Source organism: Actinomadura sp. NPDC023710 (assembly GCF_040639875.1).
Lineage (GTDB): Bacteria > Actinomycetota > Actinomycetes > Streptosporangiales > Streptosporangiaceae > Spirillospora > Spirillospora citrea.
Window position 1 is genome coordinate 255998 of the sequence record NZ_JBFAGB010000006.1, and the last position, 17202, is coordinate 273199.

At 71.5% G+C, this 17202-nt stretch carries 16 protein-coding genes; 6 read left to right on the forward strand and 10 right to left on the reverse strand.

Translation table 11 applies throughout. From position 1 onward, the window contains the following. Positions 1-16: 16 nt before the first annotated feature. Genes AB0H37_RS09890 through AB0H37_RS09910 form a run of 5 tightly spaced genes read right to left on the reverse strand, consistent with a single transcriptional unit; the run spans position 17 to position 6264 of the window. Positions 17-946: an ABC transporter permease gene (locus AB0H37_RS09890; RefSeq protein ID WP_329092763.1), complete on the reverse strand. Its 930-nt coding sequence runs from the start codon at positions 944-946 to the stop codon at positions 17-19. Further along, positions 943-1890 (reverse strand): ABC transporter permease, encoded by a 948-nt coding sequence (locus AB0H37_RS09895; RefSeq protein WP_329092765.1) that lies wholly within the window; start codon positions 1888-1890, stop codon positions 943-945. Before AB0H37_RS09895 ends, AB0H37_RS09890 begins: the two co-directional genes overlap by 4 nt. 50 nt (positions 1891-1940) lie before the next feature. Further along, positions 1941-3800: an ABC transporter substrate-binding protein gene (locus tag AB0H37_RS09900; protein WP_360612154.1), complete on the reverse strand. Its 1860-nt coding sequence runs from the start codon at positions 3798-3800 to the stop codon at positions 1941-1943. A 23-nt stretch (positions 3801-3823) separates the two neighbouring features. Continuing rightward, positions 3824-4900: a membrane dipeptidase gene (locus tag AB0H37_RS09905; protein ID WP_360612155.1), complete on the reverse strand. Its 1077-nt coding sequence runs from the start codon at positions 4898-4900 to the stop codon at positions 3824-3826. Next, positions 4897-6264 (reverse strand): amidohydrolase family protein, encoded by a 1368-nt coding sequence (locus AB0H37_RS09910; protein ID WP_360612156.1) that lies wholly within the window; start codon positions 6262-6264, stop codon positions 4897-4899. Before AB0H37_RS09910 ends, AB0H37_RS09905 begins: the two co-directional genes overlap by 4 nt. Before the next feature lie 150 nt (positions 6265-6414). Here AB0H37_RS09910 and AB0H37_RS09915 point away from each other — a divergent pair, with 150 nt between their 5' ends. The 3 genes from AB0H37_RS09915 to AB0H37_RS09925 all read left to right on the forward strand — a co-directional run bounded on the left by AB0H37_RS09915 (position 6415) and on the right by AB0H37_RS09925 (position 10002). After that, positions 6415-7179, forward strand: a complete 765-nt coding sequence (locus tag AB0H37_RS09915; RefSeq protein ID WP_360612157.1) for an IclR family transcriptional regulator — start codon at positions 6415-6417, stop codon at positions 7177-7179. Further along, entirely contained in the window at positions 7172-8119 is a 948-nt protein-coding gene (locus AB0H37_RS09920) for an NAD(P)-binding domain-containing protein (protein WP_329092776.1), read from the forward strand. Before AB0H37_RS09915 ends, AB0H37_RS09920 begins: the two co-directional genes overlap by 8 nt. Positions 8120-8466: 347 nt before the next feature. After that, the gene (locus AB0H37_RS09925; protein WP_329092778.1) at positions 8467-10002 is read left to right on the forward strand and encodes a DHA2 family efflux MFS transporter permease subunit; all 1536 of its coding nucleotides are present in this window, start codon (positions 8467-8469) and stop codon (positions 10000-10002) included. Between the two features lie 75 nt (positions 10003-10077). On the opposite strand, the gene AB0H37_RS09930 is transcribed toward AB0H37_RS09925, so the two are convergent. Further along, positions 10078-11613 carry an acyl-CoA synthetase gene (locus AB0H37_RS09930; RefSeq protein WP_360612158.1) on the reverse strand — a complete coding sequence of 512 codons (1536 nt, stop codon included), beginning with the start codon at positions 11611-11613 and terminating at the stop codon, positions 10078-10080. A gap of 57 nt (positions 11614-11670) precedes the next feature. Next, complete coding sequence (locus tag AB0H37_RS09935; RefSeq protein WP_179834046.1) at positions 11671-11901, reverse strand: DUF397 domain-containing protein; 231 nt, start codon at positions 11899-11901, stop codon at positions 11671-11673. Positions 11902-12096: 195 nt separating this feature from the next. Here AB0H37_RS09935 and AB0H37_RS09940 point away from each other — a divergent pair, with 195 nt between their 5' ends. Continuing rightward, positions 12097-12723, forward strand: coding sequence for an ATP-binding protein (locus AB0H37_RS09940; protein WP_329092783.1), 627 nt, complete (start codon positions 12097-12099; stop codon positions 12721-12723). On the opposite strand, the gene AB0H37_RS09945 is transcribed toward AB0H37_RS09940, so the two are convergent. Continuing rightward, positions 12704-14137, reverse strand: coding sequence for a trehalose-6-phosphate synthase (locus AB0H37_RS09945; protein ID WP_329092785.1), 1434 nt, complete (start codon positions 14135-14137; stop codon positions 12704-12706). The two genes, AB0H37_RS09940 and AB0H37_RS09945, sit on opposite strands and share 20 nt — an antisense overlap. A gap of 316 nt (positions 14138-14453) precedes the next feature. Here AB0H37_RS09945 and AB0H37_RS09950 point away from each other — a divergent pair, with 316 nt between their 5' ends. After that, entirely contained in the window at positions 14454-14915 is a 462-nt protein-coding gene (locus AB0H37_RS09950) for a MarR family transcriptional regulator (protein ID WP_329092788.1), read from the forward strand. A 56-nt stretch (positions 14916-14971) separates the two neighbouring features. Continuing rightward, the gene (locus AB0H37_RS09955) at positions 14972-16075 is read left to right on the forward strand and encodes an FAD-binding protein (protein WP_360612159.1); all 1104 of its coding nucleotides are present in this window, start codon (positions 14972-14974) and stop codon (positions 16073-16075) included. On the opposite strand, the gene AB0H37_RS09960 is transcribed toward AB0H37_RS09955, so the two are convergent. Together AB0H37_RS09960 and AB0H37_RS09965 are read right to left on the reverse strand one after the other, a co-directional pair. Continuing rightward, the gene (locus AB0H37_RS09960; RefSeq protein ID WP_360612160.1) at positions 16039-16641 is read right to left on the reverse strand and encodes an HD domain-containing protein; all 603 of its coding nucleotides are present in this window, start codon (positions 16639-16641) and stop codon (positions 16039-16041) included. The genes AB0H37_RS09955 and AB0H37_RS09960 overlap by 37 nt on opposite strands. A gap of 33 nt (positions 16642-16674) precedes the next feature. After that, entirely contained in the window at positions 16675-17193 is a 519-nt protein-coding gene (locus AB0H37_RS09965; protein ID WP_360612161.1) for a YbaK/EbsC family protein, read from the reverse strand. Positions 17194-17202: the final 9 nt, after the last annotated feature.

The window sequence follows — 17202 nt, forward strand, 5'->3', positions numbered from 1 at the left end:
CCTGCGTGGGCGGGCATCAGCGCCGCCTCAGCCGTACGTCGATCGAGTCGCGCAGCGCGTCCCCGACGAAGTTGAACGCCATGACCACCAGGACGAGGCAGGCGCCGACCGGGTAGATCAGCCACCAGGAGCCCGCCAGCAGGTAGGACACCCCCGCGGACAGCTGCGTCCCCCACTCGACGTCCGGGTAGTTGAGCCCGAAGCCGAGGAAGCCCAGCAGCGAGACCGCGATGATCGCGTCCGCGACCTGGAAGGTGATGTTGACGATCACCACGCCCAGCGCGTTCGGGATCAGGTGCCGGGCGACGATCCGCGCCTTGGTCGCCCCCATCACCGTCGCCGCCGCGACGAACCCGCGCGAGCGCAGCGTCAGCACCTCGGCCCGGACGAGACGGGCCGGCGCGAGCCAGGAGAACGCGCCCAGGATCAGGCTCAGCGACAGGACCGTGGAGCTGAACCGGGTGGCGACGATCAGCACGATGAACAGGAACGGGATCGACAGCAGCGTGTCGACCACGCGCATCATGAACCCGTCCACGACACCGCCGGCGAGCCCGGCGATCGTGCCGTACAGCGTGCCGATCCCGGTGGCGATCAGCGCCGCGAACAGCCCGATCTGGAGCGACGCCCGGCCGCCCAGCATGATCCGGCCGAGCACGTCGAAGCCCTGCGCGTCGGTGCCGAGCGGGTGCCCGCCGCCCGGCGCCAGCAGGCTGCTCACCGGGTCGACGGTGACCTGGTCGGTCGCGTACAGGTACGGCCCGGCGCCGCAGAACAGAACGAAGAAGACGATGATGCCGAGGCCGATGACGGCGAGCCGGTTCTGCAGGAACGCCCGCGCGGTGAGCCGCCATCCGCTCGTGGTCTCCGGGAGGCGCGCTCCGCGGTCGTCCCGCACGGTGCGGGGCGCCCTGCCGCCGGTCTTGTCGGTCACGGATTCGGTCATGCGCGCCGCGTCCTCGGGTCGGTGGCCGCCACCAGCAGGTCCGCCACCAGGTTCCCGAGGACGGTCAGGGTCGCGGCGACCAGCGTGTAGCCCAGCAGGACGGGATAGTCCTGGTTGTTCAGGCCGTTGAAGAAGAGCAGCCCCAGTCCCGGGTAGTTGAAGACGGACTCGACCACCAGGTTCCCCGCCAGCAGCAGCGGGATCGACATGCCGATCAGGGTCACCAGCGGCACGCAGGCGTTGCGCAGCAGGTGCCGGGTGAGCACCAGGCGCATGGACAGGCCCTTCGCCCGCGCCACCCTGATGTAGTCCTGCGCGAGCTGGTCGAGCGCCGCGGACCGCTGGTACCGGGAGTACATCGCGACCGTGACCCCGGTCAGCGTCAGCACCGGGAGCAGCATGGCGCGCGGCTCGGTGAAGATGACGAAGTCGGAACTGGACTGCGCCGCCTGGGCCGGCAGCAGGCCCAGCCCCATCGCGAAGAGCTGGATCAGCAGCATCGCGAGCAGGAACACGGGCATCGAGTAGGTGACGAAGGTGATCGTGGTCAACACGTTGTCGCCGACGCTGTTGCGCTTCACCGCCTGGAAGACGCCGAGCGGGACGGCCACGCAGATCGCGAGGGCGAGCGCGACCGCCGACAGCATCGCCGTGCGGCCGGCGTTCTCCGCCAGCAGCGCGTTCACGCTCTGGTTCAGCTTGTAGGAGTGGCCGAGGTCGCCGTGGAGCAACCGGCCCAGGTAGTCGAAGTACTGGATGGCGAGCGATCGGTCGTAGCCGTGCTCCCGGTCGAAGGCGGCCACCGCCTCCGCGCTCGCCTGGACGCCGAGGATCGCCCGGCCGGGGGAGCCCGACATCCCGTGCAGCAGCAGGAAGGTGATCAGTGAGACGCCCAGGATCACGATCGCCGACGTTCCCAGCCGCCGCAGCACATACTGGACCACGCCCTTGCCTCCTTTCTTTCGATGGCCGTCTCCGGCTTCGGCGGGCCCGGCTACTTCAGGTACCAGTACTCCGGGGTGAGCACGCTGGCCGGCAGGTTGGCGAAGGAGTCGGACGGGCCGGACAGCGTGTCCTTCCAGGCCCAGATGGTGTGGGCGTTCGGCAGCCACAGCACCGGCAGGTCGGTCCGCAGATGCTCGATCTCGGCCTGGACGGCCTTGCGGTCGGCGCCGTGCACCGAGTCCCGGATCAGTTCGTCGGTCTTGGGATCGCTGTAGGCGCCGACGTTGCCCGAGCCCTTGGTGTCGAAGACGCCCGACATGGTCGGGTACGGCTTCGTGCTGAAGCCGCCCCAGGTCGACATGGCCCACTCACCGGCCTTCGAGGGCGCCGCGGGCACGTTGAAGTTCTGGATCAGGAAGCTGAACGTCTTCGGCGCGACCGTGACCGTCACGCCCAGCTTGCGGGCCGCCGAGGCGAACGCGGTGCTCACCGCGCTGTGCAGCTGCGGCTCGCTGCGGTAGAAGAGGTTGAACTTCAGCGTCTGCCCCCGCGGGATCCCGGCCCCGCACTGCGACGGCCCGGTGCCGGGGCGCTCGCACGTCGTGCCGCCGTCCGGCACCACCTTCCAGCCGTGGTCTTCGAGCAGCTTGCGGGCGGCGGCCGGATCGTAGGGGTACGGCGCGGTGGCGACGTTCCCGGACACGTAGGGCGAACTCGCCGGGGCGGGGCCGTAGCTCTCGACGGCCGCGCCGTTGTACATCCCCTTGCTGGAGATGTAGCCGGGCTGGTCGATCAGATGCTGCAACGCCTGCCGGATGTAGTGCTGGGCGTAGAGCTTGTCGACGTTGCCGGTCGTGTCCTTGAAGTTGAGCATGATGAAGCTGAAGCCCAACCTGGGCGCACCGTAGACGTGGTAGCCCGCGGCCTTGAGCGCCGCCACCTGCCCGACATTGTTCTGGTCGACCGTGGCCACGGTCAGTTTGCCGCTGAGGAGCTGGTTGAACTTGGCCGTCTCGGAGGTGAACGGCCGGAAGTTCAGCGTCTTGATGTGCGGTCTCTGCGGCCCGGCGTACGCCTCGTTGGCGGTCATCGAGTACGCGTTCGTGGTCACGTCGAAGCTGCTCAGCCGGTACGGGCCGTTCACCGTCCGCCACAGCGGGTTCGTCGCGAACGTGGCCGGGTCCCGCGACGCCTTGTCGAGGTAGGCGTAGATCGCCTTGGCGTTCTCGGGCGAGGAGTGGTCGAGGATCGGCCCATCGGCCGACGTGCGGGACCACTGGTCGGCCGGGAGCGGGATGATGGAGGTCAGCTGGTTGGCGGTGAACCATTCCGGGTTGTACGCCTCTTTGAGCTTCAGCTTCACCGTGCTCTTCGAGGTCGCCTCGACCCCGGCGATGCTGTCGGGGAACTGGCCCGGGGTGTAGTCGGCCCAGTTGGCCGGGCTCTTCTTGAGCGCCGCCTTCACCAGGTCGATGAAGAAGACCACGTCATCGGCCTCGACCGGGTTGCCGTCGGACCACTTGTAGCCATCGCGCAGCTTGATGGTCACGGTCTTGTTGCCGTCGGAGAACTCCGGCAGGGCGGCCAGACTGAGCGATTCGTCGACCTTGTGGCTCGCGCCCTGCGGGAACCAGTAGAGCGGCCGGTACATGAGCCGCTGGAACTGGTAGGTCACGAAGGTCGAGTTGAACGCGCCGGGCACGACCGGCAGCATGTAGAACGGTCCGGCCCCCGGCTGCTGCCCGATGTCGATGGCGCCGCCGTCCTTGGGCGTGCCGGTCTGCGCGGGCAGCGACCCGAACGTCTTGGCCCCCGGCTTCAGGGCGGTGGACGTCGCGCCGCCGCCGCTGCACGCCGCGAGCGGCAGGAGCGCCACCAGCGCCCCGGCGAGGAGCGGGAGGCGCCGCATGGCTCCGCCTCTCGTGAAGAGTGTCATCGGCCCCAGACCGCCTTTGCGTAGTGGTGAAAGTTCAGGCCGAGGATCTTTTCGATCCGGCTCGCGGAGTAGCCGCGCTGCGTGAGCAGCCGCGCCAGCTCCCGGAACTGGTCGACGCCGCGCAGGTCGACGACGAACGGGTAGGTGTCGCTCCGCTCGCCGGCCGCGGACGCGCCGGCCGCCCGGCGCCGCGCCACCTGCTCGGCGAGCCGGTCGCGGTAGGCGTCCAGGTCGTCGATGGCGGTGATCGTCCCGTCGGTGCCGATGCCGACGTGGTCCTCGCCGCAGACGTTGACCGCGTGGGCGATGTGCTCCACGACGTCCGCCGCCGTGGCGTGCCCGGACGCGTTGAGGAACGGCATGAAGTAGATGCCGACGAAGCCGCCCCGCGAGGCGACCAGCCGCAGTTCCTCGTCGGTCTTGTTGCGCGGCAGGTCCACGAGCTCGCGGCAGCCCGTGTGGTTGATCGAGACGGGCTGCGCGGAGATCCGCGCCGCCTCCAGGCAGGTCCGTTCGCCGCTGTGCGAGAGGTCGACCATGACGCGGTGCTCGTTGAGGGCGGCCACGACGTCGCGCCCGAGCGGGGTCAGCCCGCGGTTCTCCGGCGCCATCGAGCCGTCGCCGATCTGGTTCGCCTGGTTGTAGGTCAGCTGGACCACCCGGACGCCGAGCCCGGCGAACGTGCCGATCCGCTCGGCGCGGTCCTCGACGGCGGCGGCGTTCTGGAAGCCGTAGATGATGCCGATCCTGCGTTGCCGCTTCGCCTCGGCGAGGTCCGCGGCCGTGTCGATCCGCATCAGGTCCCGCGGGTGGGCGCCGATGATCGCGTCCCAGGTGCGGAGCTCGTCCAGCGTGTGCTCGTAGGGCGGAAGGTCGCCCATCGTGTAGCCCAGCGTCACGTTGATCGCGGTCACGCCGGAGGCGTGCGCGTCCGCCAGCGTGCGCGCGTCGACGGTCAACTGCTCGCTGGTCTGGACGAGCGCGCCGGACGCGGTGAGCGACGCCGGGGCGTTCGGGTTGTCCAGCCCGCCCAGCGCGTTGACGACGATGAAGTCCGCAATGTCGACGCTCACGCCGGCGTCCCCTCCTCGATGGTCGCGCCGGCCCTGGTGGCGGACGCGCGGTCGTAGTCGGCCCGGTCGTGGCGCCGTCCGCGCTTGACCGTCGTGATGACGCCGCGGAGATGGTCGATGTCCTCGTGCGGGTCGTCGGCGACGATCAGGAGGTTGGCGAGCATGCCGGGACGGACGGCGCCCATCGCGTGCTCCAGCCCCACGCCGGCCGCTCCGGCGAGCGTGGCGGCGCGGATCACCTCCCGCGTCGGCATGCCCATGGCCTCCACCAGGTAGCGGAGCTCGTCGTGGAGAGACGGGTACGGGTCGCTCGGCGGGGACTCGTAGTCGGTGCCGGTGCAGATCGTGACGCCCGCCGCCCGCGCGCGGCCGATCAGGCGCCGCATGACGTCCGGCGCGAGTTCGGCCGCGCCCGGCGCGCTGGACGGGATCCTGGCCGTGAGGCTCGCGGTGGCGTCGAGGATCGTGCCGCGGCGGCGCATGTCGTCCAGCAGCCCGTCGACGGCGTCCTCCGGCGCGGCCATGAAGCGCTCGTAGGCGTCCGCGAGGTGCTCGCGCTGCTGCCGGTACGCCACCGGCCGGTCGCCGGCGAGATCGTAGGCGAGGTAGTGGGCGTGCGACACGACGTCGACCCCGGCCGCGACGACGTCGCGGGGCATCGCGGGGAAGACCGCCGCATGCGCCCACACCCGCATGCCCTGCCGATGCGCCTCCTCGGTGATGCGGGCCACCAGTGCCGGCGCCAGGTCGGCGTAGACCTTGACGGCCGTCGCCCCGGTGCCGCGCGCCATCGCGACGGCCAGCCGAAGGTCGGTCCCGTCGTCGATCGCCTGCATCCAGGCCGTGGCGCCGGGGGTCGCCCCCTGCGACACCTGCCAGGTGCGCGGGTCGTCGAAGAAGCCGGGACCTGCCATCAGCGCCGCGTTGTGGACGTCGGGCCCGGGGATCTCGCCGACCAGCGCGGCGCGCGCCAGGTCGGCCATCTGCCGCAGGTCGCCGGCCATCTCGCGGATCGCGGTGACGCCGCCGTACAGCTGCCGCCGCATCAACGCCTCGGCCTGCTCGCGGTTCGGCGGCGTCGACAGGTGCTGGTGGGTGTCGATCAAGCCCGGCAGCAGGAACGCGCCCCGCAGGTCGACGGTCTCGGCGCCGGACAGGTCCGAGGAGCGGAGTTCGTCCTCGGGCGCGACCGCCGCGATCGTCGGGCCGTCCGTCACCACCGCCATGCCGTGCCGCGCGGGGGCGCCGGTCCCGTCGATCACCGACACGCCGCGGTAGAGCACGACCTGCCCTGGTACGGCGGCGGCGAAGGGGGTGGGGGCCGGGTCGTTGCCGGCGATCGGTCGTTCGTCTCTGTCCACCATGGCGATCGCCCTGTCTCCGTTCTCGAGCCTCGCGAGGTGAGGGGGTGCCTAGTCGATGTGTTACATACACCGTAACAACTGTTACAACATTAGCAACGTCTGATAATGTGCGTCAAGCATCGGAAAACGCTCAACGCCAGTGGAGGGAAGTTGCCCAGACCGGCCAGCTCTGCCGTGGACAAGGCCCTGGACCTCATCGAGACCGTCGTCCGGGCCGATCACCCGCTTCGACTCAGCGAGCTGGCGAACGAGGCGGGGATGCACCGCGCCACCGCCTACCGCATCCTTCTCGAGCTGGTGCGGCGCGGCTGGATCATGCGCAGCGAGGACCGCTACCTGCCGGGCCCCGTCGTGCTCCAGTTCTCCCAGGCCGCGGCCGCGAACTCACTGGTGGTGCTGAGCCGGCCGGTGCTCCAGGCGCTGTCCGACCGGACCGCGATGATGGTGAACCTGCAGGTGCTCGAACCGGACGGCGGCCGGGTGATCGACGTCGTCCGGCCGCCGCGGCTCGCGATGATCACCGATCTGCTGGGCGAGCTGCTGCCGATCCACAAGTTCGCCGGCCCCCTCGCCCTGGTCTCCGCGCTGGACGAGGCCGCCCGGATCCCCTACCTGCGCGCCGCGGAGGAGCAGGGACACCCGGCGACCGCCAGGGCCGACCTGCTGAAGGAGATCGACCGGACCCGGCGCACCGGCTTCGCGCTGGAGCGCGGGCGCAACGAGGAGGTCATCGCCTCGGTGAGCCGCGCGGTGCTCGCCGGCGGCGGGCGGCCCATCTGCGCCGTCACGATCGTCGGCCTGGACAGCGAGTTCGACGACGCCACCCTCGAGAAACTGCAGGACGACCTCACGTCCGCCACGGCCGAACTGGAGGGCGCGCTGAGCGGCACGGGCGACGGAGCCGGCGATGACTGACCCCGCGGGCGGCGGAGTCCTCGTCCTCGACCGGGAGCAGACCAGGGCCGCGTCGCCGCCGGACGCGGTGCTGGCGGCGGTGCGCACCGCGCTCGTCGCCGTCAGCCGGGGCGACGTCTCCGCCCCGGCGCGCGTCGCGGCCCGCTCGGGGCATGGGCTGCTGGGCGCGATGCCCGGATACGTTCCGCAACTCGGCCTGACCGCCAAGCTCGTGTCGGTCTTCTCCGCGGGCGGCCGCGGCTCCCACCGCGGCATCGTCGCCCACTTCGACGCGGAGACCGGCCGCCCACTGGCGATCATGGACGCCGAGGCGATCACCGCGGTGCGCACCGCGGCCACCGCGACCGCCGCCATGCTGGCCCTCGCCCGGCCCGGCGCCACCCGGTTCGCCGTGATCGGCACCGGCGCGCAGGCGCGGGCCCAGCTCGCCGTCCTCGCCGCGATGGACGCCGCGGAGGTCGTGGTCGGCGCGCGCGACCAGGAGAGGGCGGAGCGGCTCGTCGCGGACCTGTCCGCGGGCTCCGCCGCCGGCATCGAGGCGGCGGTCAAGACGGCCGACGTCGTCTTCTGCTGCACGTCCAGCCGGGAGCCCGTGGTGCGCCGGTCCTGGCTCGCCGACGGAGCGCATCTCAGCTCGGTCGGCGGCTCCGACGGCCCGGAGTTCGACGCCGAGACCCTGCGGTCGTCATCGCTGTTCGTGGAATGGCCGGGCGCCGTGACCGAACCTCCGCCGGCCGGCGCCTGGGAACTGCAGGGCACCGACCCGTCCGCGGCCACCCTGATCGGCGCCGTCCTCGACCGCCGCCACCCGGGCCGCCGCTCCGCCACGGAACTGACGCTCTTCAAGTCGACCGGACACGCCGCACTCGACGTCGCCGCCGCCTCGGTCGCCTACCGGGGAGCCCGCGACCGCGGCCTGGGCATCACCGTCAACCTCTGACCCGGTGAGCGGCGAAGTACCTCCTCCCGGGGGCGATGAGTTCGGGGACCGGCGACGGTCTGCCTCTCCGACTCGCGAAGGAAGGAGTGCGGTGTCGCGTCTGTCACACTTGGTCGGCCTCGGGGGCGGTGGAGGCGGGAGCGCGGACGGCGCGGAGCAGGGCGGATTTGTCGGACCCCGCTGGAATACTCCCGGAGCGCTCGAAGTTTAATCGTTCGCGAAAGTGTCAGTCGCTGCAGTATTTTGCGGCAGTACCCAGGCGAGCCATGAGCGAGCCCTGACACTCCCTGAGCAACGAGACCACGGCCCCCGCGTGCCCACATGCGGGCCTGACGATTGGAACAGAGTTGACCGCTCCCGCATCTCCCAAGGTGGCGGACGGCCCGCTGAAGGAACCCGGCGCCGGAGGAGGCCTGGACCGCGGTGTGCTCGCCACGGCCATGGTGGTCGTCCTCGGGGCGATCATGTCCATCCTGGACGTGACCGTCGTCAACGTCGCGATCAACGACCTGGCGAAGGAGTTCGAGACCTCGCTGGCGACGATCCAGTGGGTCGCCACCGGCTACACCCTGGCGCTGGCCACCGTGATCCCGATCACGGGATGGGCCTCGGCCCGGTTCGGCACCAAGCGCCTCTACATGGTCTCGATCGGGCTGTTCGTCATCGGTTCGATGCTGGCGGGCCTCGCCTGGTCCGCCGAGTCGCTGATCGCCTTCCGGGTGCTGCAAGGCCTGGGCGGGGGCATGATCATGCCGGCCGGCATGACGATCCTGACCCAGGCGGCGGGACCGCAGCGGGTCGGCCAGGTGATGAGCATCGTCGGCGTGCCGATGCTGCTCGGCCCGATCCTCGGCCCCATCATCGGCGGCTACCTCGTCGACGATGTGTCGTGGCGGTGGATCTTCTTCATCAACCTGCCGATCGGCATCGTCGCGCTGGCGCTGGCGGCGCGGATCCTCAAGCGGGACGAGCCGAAGCCCGCCGAGCGCCTCGACTTCATCGGGTTGCTCCTGCTGTCCCCCGGCCTGGCCTCGCTGATCTACGGCGTGGCCAAGGGCGCCGAGATGAAGGACTTCCTGAAGACCGGCTCTCTGGGCTTCTGGGCGGTCGGCGCCGTGCTGGTGCTCGGCTTCGTCGTCCGCGCGCTGAAGGCCGAGAACCCGCTGATCGACCTGCGGCTGCTCAAGCGGCGCTCGGTGGCGGCCGCGTCCGGCACGATGCTGCTGTTCATGATGGCGTTCATGGGCGCGATGCTGCTGCTGCCGCTGTACTACCAGACCGTCCGCGGCGAGGGCGCCCTGCAGTCCGGCCTGCTGCTGGCCCCGCAGGGCCTCGGCGCGATGATCACGATGCCGATCGGCGGCAAGCTGACCGACCGGATCGGCCCCGGCCGGGTCGTCCTGGTCGGGATGGTCGTCGTGGTCCTGTCGGTGTCGGGCTTCGCCTCGATCCTGGAGGCCGACACCTCCTACTGGGCCCTCGGCGGGACCCTGTTCGTGATGGGCCTCGGCATGGGCATGACGATGATGCCGACCATGGCGGCGGCCATCCAGACGCTCGTCCACGACGAGGTGCCGCGGGCGAGCACGATGCTGAACATCATCCAGCAGGTGTCCGCGTCCATCGGCACCGCGATGATCTCGGTGCTGCTGGCCAACCGGCTGACCTCCGAGCTCGGCGGCGGGGGCGGCGGCGAGATCGGCAGCACCGAGAAGGTGCCGCCGGCGATCATGCAGAAGATCGCCGGGCCGATGGCCAACGCGTTCCAGCACACCTACTGGTACTCGGCCGGGCTGCTGCTGCTGGCGTTCCTGCCGGCGCTGCTGCTGCCGCGCAGGAAGCCGGACACCCCCGCGGTGGACGCGCCGATGCCGATGCACTAGAACGCCCCTGGCGCGTTCCAAACCCCGGTCGGCCCCTGAGGGGGCCCGGCCGGGGTTTGGCCGTTCAGGGCCGTCTCAGGCCGTGGCAGGACGTTCGTCCGCCCAGTACTCGTCCTTCAGCAGGCGCTTGTAGAGCTTGCCGGTCGGGTGCCGGGGCAGCTCGGCGCGGAAGTCGACCGAGCGCGGGCACTTGTAGTGGGCCAGCCGGTCGCGGCAGTACGCGATCAGCTCGGCCTCCAGCGCGGGGCCGGCGTCGTCCATGGACGGCGGCTGGACGACGGCCTTGACCGCCTCCCCCATCTCGGCGTCCGGGACGCCGAACACCGCGACGTCGGCGACCTTCGGATGCACCGCGAGGACGTTCTCGGCCTCCTGCGGGTAGATGTTCACCCCACCGCTGATGATCATGTAGGCGCGGCGGTCGGTGAGGTAGAGGAAGCCGTCCCCGTCCACGTGGCCGACGTCGCCGAGGGTGGTCCAGCCGCGCCCCCGGGGATCGCGGGACGCGGCGGTCTTGGCCTCGTCGGCGTGGTACTCGAACTCGGGGCCGTTGCCGAAGTAGAGCGTGCCGGGCTCCCCCGGCGGCAGTTCCCGGCCGTCCTCGTCGCAGACGTGCACCTCGCCGAGGATGGGGCGACCGACGGTGCCCCTGTGGGCCAGCCAGTCCTCCGAGTTCGTGTAGACGAAGCAGTTGCCCTCGGTGCCGGCGTAGTACTCGTGCAGGATCGGCCCCCACCAGGCGATCATCTGCTCCTTGACCGGGACGGGGCAGGGCGCGGCGGCGTGCACGGCGCAGCGCAGCGACGACACGTCGTAGCGGGCGCGGGTCTCCTCCGGGAGCTTGAGCATCCGGATGAACATGGTCGGCACCCACTGGCTGTGCGTGACGCGGTACTTCTCGACGGCGGCGAGGGCCTGCTCGGCGTCGAACTTCTCCATCACGACGACGGTGGCGCCGAACCGGTGGAAGTTGAGCGAGTACCGCAGCGGCGCCGCGTGGTAGAGCGGCGCCGGGGAGAGGTACACCGAGTCCGCGTCGGGCTGGAAGAGGAACGACAGGAGCTGGTACAGCGTCCCGCCCTCGCCCATCGGGGCCTTGGACAGGGCCGGCTTCACGCCCTTGGGGCGGCCGGTCGTGCCGGACGAGTAGAGCATGTCCGCGCCCTCGCACTCGTCCTCGATCGGCGTGGGCGGGTGCTGGGCCACGCGCTCCTCGTAGGAGGCGTAGCCGGGGGCCGTGCCGCCGAGCATCAGGCGCAGCGGAACGTCCGGCGGCGACTGCGCGGCGGCCTCCATCGCGGCGCTGGTGATGAAGGCCTTCGCCTCGCAGTTGCCCGCGATGTAGGCGAGCTCGTCGGGCTGGAGGCGCGAGCTGATGGCGGTGTAGTACAGCCCGGACCGCTGAGCGGCCCAGGCGACGGCCAGGTAGAGCGGGTGGTTCTCCAGCATGAACGCGATGTGGTCCCCCGGCCGCAGCCCCTCCGCGCGGAGCAGCTGCGCGAGCCGGTTGGACTCCTCGTTCAGTTCCCGGAAGGTGACGACCCGCCCGGAGCCCGCCATGACCACGGCGGGCTTGTCGGGCGTCCGAGCGGCGATCTGCCCCAGGTACATGGCCGCAACCTACCTGGCCGGACCAGTAAATGGAATCCCGTTCGGTTTGCCGGCCGGTCAGACGAGCATGTGGTCGAAATCACCGTCCTTGGCTCCCCCGACGAACGCCTCCACCTCCTCGCGCGTGTAGACGAGGATCGCTCCCTCGGGGTCCCTGGAGTTGCGCACGGCGATCTCCCCGTTGGGGAGTTCCGCCATCTCGACGCAGTTGCCGGATGGGTTGCTTCGCCGGCTCTTCTGCCAGACGAGCCCGCCGCACCGGACGTCCGACATCTGGTGGCCGTCCATCATCGCCCCCTTTAGGCGTCTCGGTCCCCCTGTCCCAGGAGACCGCGATCTCGCCCCACCCCACACCATGGTACGAGATGCACGTGCATTCGTTCTTGCATTGGTTCATGCAGACGGTCTTGCATCTGCACGACTTGGGGAGCAAGATAGCGAACGCTCGCCGGTGACCAACCCGCACGCCTCTGAGGTTTGACCATGACCGTTGACCAGGCAGACGACGTCGCAGCCCCCGCCACCATGGGGGGCGGGCGGCCACGGCACTTCTCGGCCGTCCACTCGCCCTGGCCGGACGCCCCGCAGATGACGCTCGGCCCGAACGTTCCCGCGGGGGCCGCGCGCGGCCCGGCCGCGACCCCCGGTCTCGCCGGGCTCTGGCCCGCCCCGCACGCGGGCGCGCCGCGCACGGCCCGCCGGGTGCTCCCGGCGGAGATCACCGCACCCCGGTCGGCTCGCGAGTTCACCCAGGTCACGTTGGACGCCTGGGGCATGGCCGACGACGCCGGGGACGTGGTCGTCGCCGTGTCGGAGCTGGTGACCAACGCGCTGCGGCACGGCCTGGAGGGCCTTCCCCAGCCGCTGCCGCTGTGCCCCATCCAGCTCGTCCTGATCGGCCATCCACGGCGGCTGGTCGTGTCGGTGACCGACCCGGGCGCACGCGCGCCCGAGCCGGTGCCGACCGAACCCGACCGCTGCGCGGAGGGCGGCCGGGGCCTCGTCGTCGTCGGCGCGATCAGCGACTCCTGGGGCTGGGCGCGCCTGGCGACCGGGGGGAAGGCGGTCTGGGCCGCCTTCGACCTGCGGTTCAGCCCTCCAGGGCAGTAGGAGCCTGCTCGGCGGGGGCCGAGCGCGCCGGGTTCTCCAGCTCGCTGAGGAACTCCTGCGCCCACCGGTCCACGTCGTGCTCGATGACGCGGCGGCGCATGACGCGCATCCGCCTCGCCTGCTCGGCGGGCTCGGCGTTCAGCGCGGCCATCAGAGTGCCCTTCAGGCCGTCGATGTCGTACGGGTTGACCTGGAAGGCGCCGCGCTTCAGCTCGGCGGCGGCCCCGGTGAACTCGCTGAGCACGAGCGCGCCCCGCAGGTCCTTGCGGCAGGCCACGTACTCCTTGGCCACCAGGTTCATGCCGTCGCGCAGCGGGGTCACCACCATCACGTCCGCCGCGAGGAACAGCGCGGCCAGCTCGGCGCGGTCATACGAGCTGTGCAGGTAGTGGATGACCGGAAACCCGATCTCGCCGTGCTCTCCGTTGATCCGCCCGACGAGCTGCTCGATCTCCTCCCGGAGCAGCTGGTACTGCTCGACGCGCTCCCGGCTCGGCGTCGCGATCTGCACGAACACCGCCTGCCCGGGCTTGATGTGGCCCTCTTCGACCAGCTCCCCGAAGGCCTGGAGCCGCTGCGTGATGCCCTTGGTGTAGTCGAGCCGGTCGACGCCCAGCAGCACGGTGGCGTCGCCGAGGTCGGTGCGGATCTCCTGCGCCCGCTCCAGCACGTCCTCGCGCCCGATCAGGTCGTTCAGCTCGCCCACGTCCACCGAGATGGGGAACGCGCGGGCCCGCACGACGCGGTCGTCCCAGAAGACGTCCTGCTTGGCGAAACGGGCGTCCAGAAGGCGCCGGCAGAGCCGCACGAAGTTCGCCGCCGCCCCGGGGAGCTGGAAGCCGACCAGGTCGGCGCCGAGCAGCCCCTCCAGGATCCGCCGCCGCCACGGCAGCTGCCAGAACAGCTCCACCGGCGGGAAGGGGATGTGCAGGAAGAAGCCGATCCGCAGGTCCGGACGCAGCTCGCGGAGCATCTGCGGGACGAGCTGGAGCTGGTAGTCCTGCACCCAGACGATGGCGTCCTTCGAGGCGACCTTCGCCGCCGCCTCGGCGAAGCGCCGGTTGACGCGGACGTAGGCGTCCCACATCGCCCGGTCGTAGACGGGCGTGGCGACGACGTCGTGGTAGAGCGGCCACAGCGTGGCGTTCGAGAAGCCCTCGTAGTAGAGCTCCACCTCCTGCGCGGACTGCGCGATGGGGTGCAGCGACATGCCGTCCTCCTCGAACGGCTCCAGCTGCTCGTCCGGCGCGCCCGTCCAGCCGATCCACGTGCCCTTCCTGCGCCTCATCACCGGGGCGATCGCGCTGACCAGTCCGCCCGGACTGCGCCGCCAGCGCGGGACGCCGTCGGCTCCGACATTCCGGTCCACCGGCAACCGGTTGGCCACCACAACGAACTCACTACCGCGCGACACTTTGCGACCCGCCTCTCCAGGACACTCTCAGCGCTCACTCATGCCCACATACGGTCAACGGGAACATCTTGTCATTTCGACGCAAAGGACCCGAGACCGAAAAGGGGGATGTCAGGCGCGCGGGGCGGCCTGGAGGAGGGATTGGATCGGGCCATATTCCTTTCCCGGCAGGTGACCCCTGTCGAACCACGAGTCACGCGGCGTCGGCGGCGGAGAGAAAGAGTTACCCAGATCACACTCGCGGGCACCGTCCGCGTCGTGGCGGTACCCGGTGGGGGCATCGGCCGTCTCCTTCGTCGAAAACTAGAATCGCCGCATGGACAGTGCGGGGGACCCGCTCGACCCACGGGAGCTGCGCGCCTGGATCGCCTTCCTGACGGCCGGCCACCTGATCGACCACGAGATCGAACGCCAGCTCAAGCGGGACGGCGGGCTGTCGCACCCCGAGTTCGAGGTGCTGGTGCGGCTCCGGTCCGCCGAGGGCAACCGGCTGCGCATGTCCGACCTCGCCCGCGAGGTGATGGTGTCCAAGAGCCGCCTCACCTACCAGGTCACCCAGCTGGAGCGGGCCGGGTTCGTGAAGCGCACGGCCTGCGAGTCCGACCGCCGATCGGTGTGGGCGGAGCTGACCGACGAGGGCGCCGCGGCGCTCGGCAGGGCGCGCCCGGGGCACCGGCGCGTCGTCCGCGAAGTCTTCGTCGAGGTGCTCGCGCCGGAGGAGATCGAGCTGCTCGGCGACGCCCTCGGCCGTGTCGCCGAGCGCCTGCGCCACCGGTAGGTCGCGCCGGGCTAACGTGACCGGAGGCGGAGACCACCAGCGGGGGGAGCATCGCATTGCGCGACTTCGGGGGGATCGTCGAACGCTCGCCTGCGCGGGTCGTCCGGCCGGCGTCGGCGCGGGAGGCCGCGGCCGCGATTCGCGAGGCCGCCGCGCAGGGCCTGGAGCCGGTGCCGCGCGGCCTCGGGCACTCCACCTACGGGCAGTCGCTGACCTCGGGCGTCTCGCTCGACCTCGGCGGGCTGGCGGGCGTGCGCGAGGTCGGCGCGGACCGCGCGGTCGTCGGCGCGGGGACGAGCTGGCGCGCCGTCCTGGCGGCGACGCTGCCGCTCGGGCTGACCCCGCCCGTCCTGACCGACCTTCTCGACGTCACGGTCGGCGGGACGATCTCCGCGGGCGGCCTCGGCGGAACGTCCCACCGGCACGGGACGCAGGCCGAGAACGTCCTCTCGCTGGAGGTCGTCGTGGACGGGGAGCCCGTGATCTGCTCCCCCGACGTCCGCCCGGACGTCTTCGACGCGGTGCGCGGCGGGCTCGGCCGGCGCGGCGTCATCACCGAGGCGACGCTGCGGCTCGTGCCGGCACCGGATCGGGTGCTGAGCTGCACGGTCCCGTGCCGGGACGCCGCGGACCTCCTGCGCGTCCAGCGCGAGACGCCGGCCGAGCACATCTCGGGCCAGGTCAAGCCCTCGGAGACCGGCTGGACGTACGAGGCCAAGGCCGTCCTGTACGGGCCGGGCGAGCCCCCTGCCGGCACGGCGGAGACCGAGGAGCTCTCCTACGCCGACTTCGCCGACCGGATGCGTCCCGACGTGGAGGAGCTGATCTCGCTCGGCGAGTGGGCGCGCCCGCACCCGTGGGGAATCGTCCTGCTTCCCGGCCCCGCCGCCGCGGCGGTGATCGGGTCGACGGTCGCCGGCATGACCGTGGCGGATCTCGGCCTCAGCGGAGCCATCGTGGTCAAGGCTCTGCGAGTCGGCCATGTGCCGATGCTCGCGGCGCCTGACGACCCCGTCCTGTTCGGCGTGCTGCGCGCCGCCTCGCCGGGGTGCGCGTCCGTCGCGGAGATGCTCGCCGCCAACCGGGCCCTGCTCGACCGCGCCGAGGCGGTCGGCGGCGTCCGCTACGCGATCGACTCCGTCCCGCCCGCCGCGGGGTAGGCCGACTGGAAGGCGAGCCGCCGGTCGGCCCCCGCGGCGATCCGGTCGCAGATGTCGTCGAGGTCCATGAAGGCCTCCCATTCCGCCTGGCCGGACGCGGCGGCGAGCACCTCCACGAGGCGCTGTTCGAGGCGGGTGACGCGCTCGGCCTTCCAGATCGCGTCGGCGAGGCTGACGAGCAGGTCGTCGACGCCGATGCCCGGGTCGTCCCAGGACGCGTGGGTGCGGGCGAAGCGCGCCAGGCGCTCCTCGACGCCCCGCTCCCGGAGCAGACCGTGCCCGGCGCGCTCGTGCTCGGCGCCCGGGCCGGACAGCTCGGCCGGGTGGAGCGCCTTGCCGATGTCGTGGGTGGCCGCGCCGAACAGCACGGCCTCCGCCTCCACGGCGAGTCCGGGATGGCGCCGGCCCATCCAGTCGACCAGCTCGGCGGCCACGTCGTGGACGGCCCGCAGGTGGGCGGCCAGGCGGGGCGGGGCGTCGAGGTCCTCCAGGAGGCGGGCGGCCCGTTCCGGCAGCGGACGGAGCCCGGGTTCGGTCAGCGCGCGGCGCAGGATCGGTGACGGCATCCCGGCACCGTAGCGGCTCCCGGGACGCCACCCCTACCGCGCCAGCGCGATGACCTCCGCCCCGGGCAGCCCGGCGAGGGCCTTGCCCGGAAGGAGGATCTTCGATCTGCGCAGACCGCTGCCGATGACGACGTGCGGAGCGGCGGCGACGGCCTCGTCGACGAGGAGCGGCCAGCCCGCGGGAAGGCCGATCGGCGTGATGCCGCCGTACTCCATGCCGGTCAGGGACGTGGCGTCGGCCATCGGCGCGAAGGAGACCTTCCGGGCGCCCAGGTGCTTGCGGACCACGCCGTTGACGTCGGCGCGGCCGGTCGCGAGGACCATGCAGGCGGCGTGGGCGACCTCGCCGCCGCGCTTGGCGGCCACGACCACGCAGTTGGCGCTGACGTCGAGGGGGACGCCGTAGCGCTCGCAGAACGCCGCCGTGTCGGCCAGGTCCGGGTCGATCCCGGCGGTCTCCGCGCCGGGAAGACCGCCGATCGCCGCGGCCACCGGATCGGCCAGCAGGTCGCGCCGTCCGTTCGCCGGTTCCCAGTCGAGCGTGCCGACCATGTCTCGTCC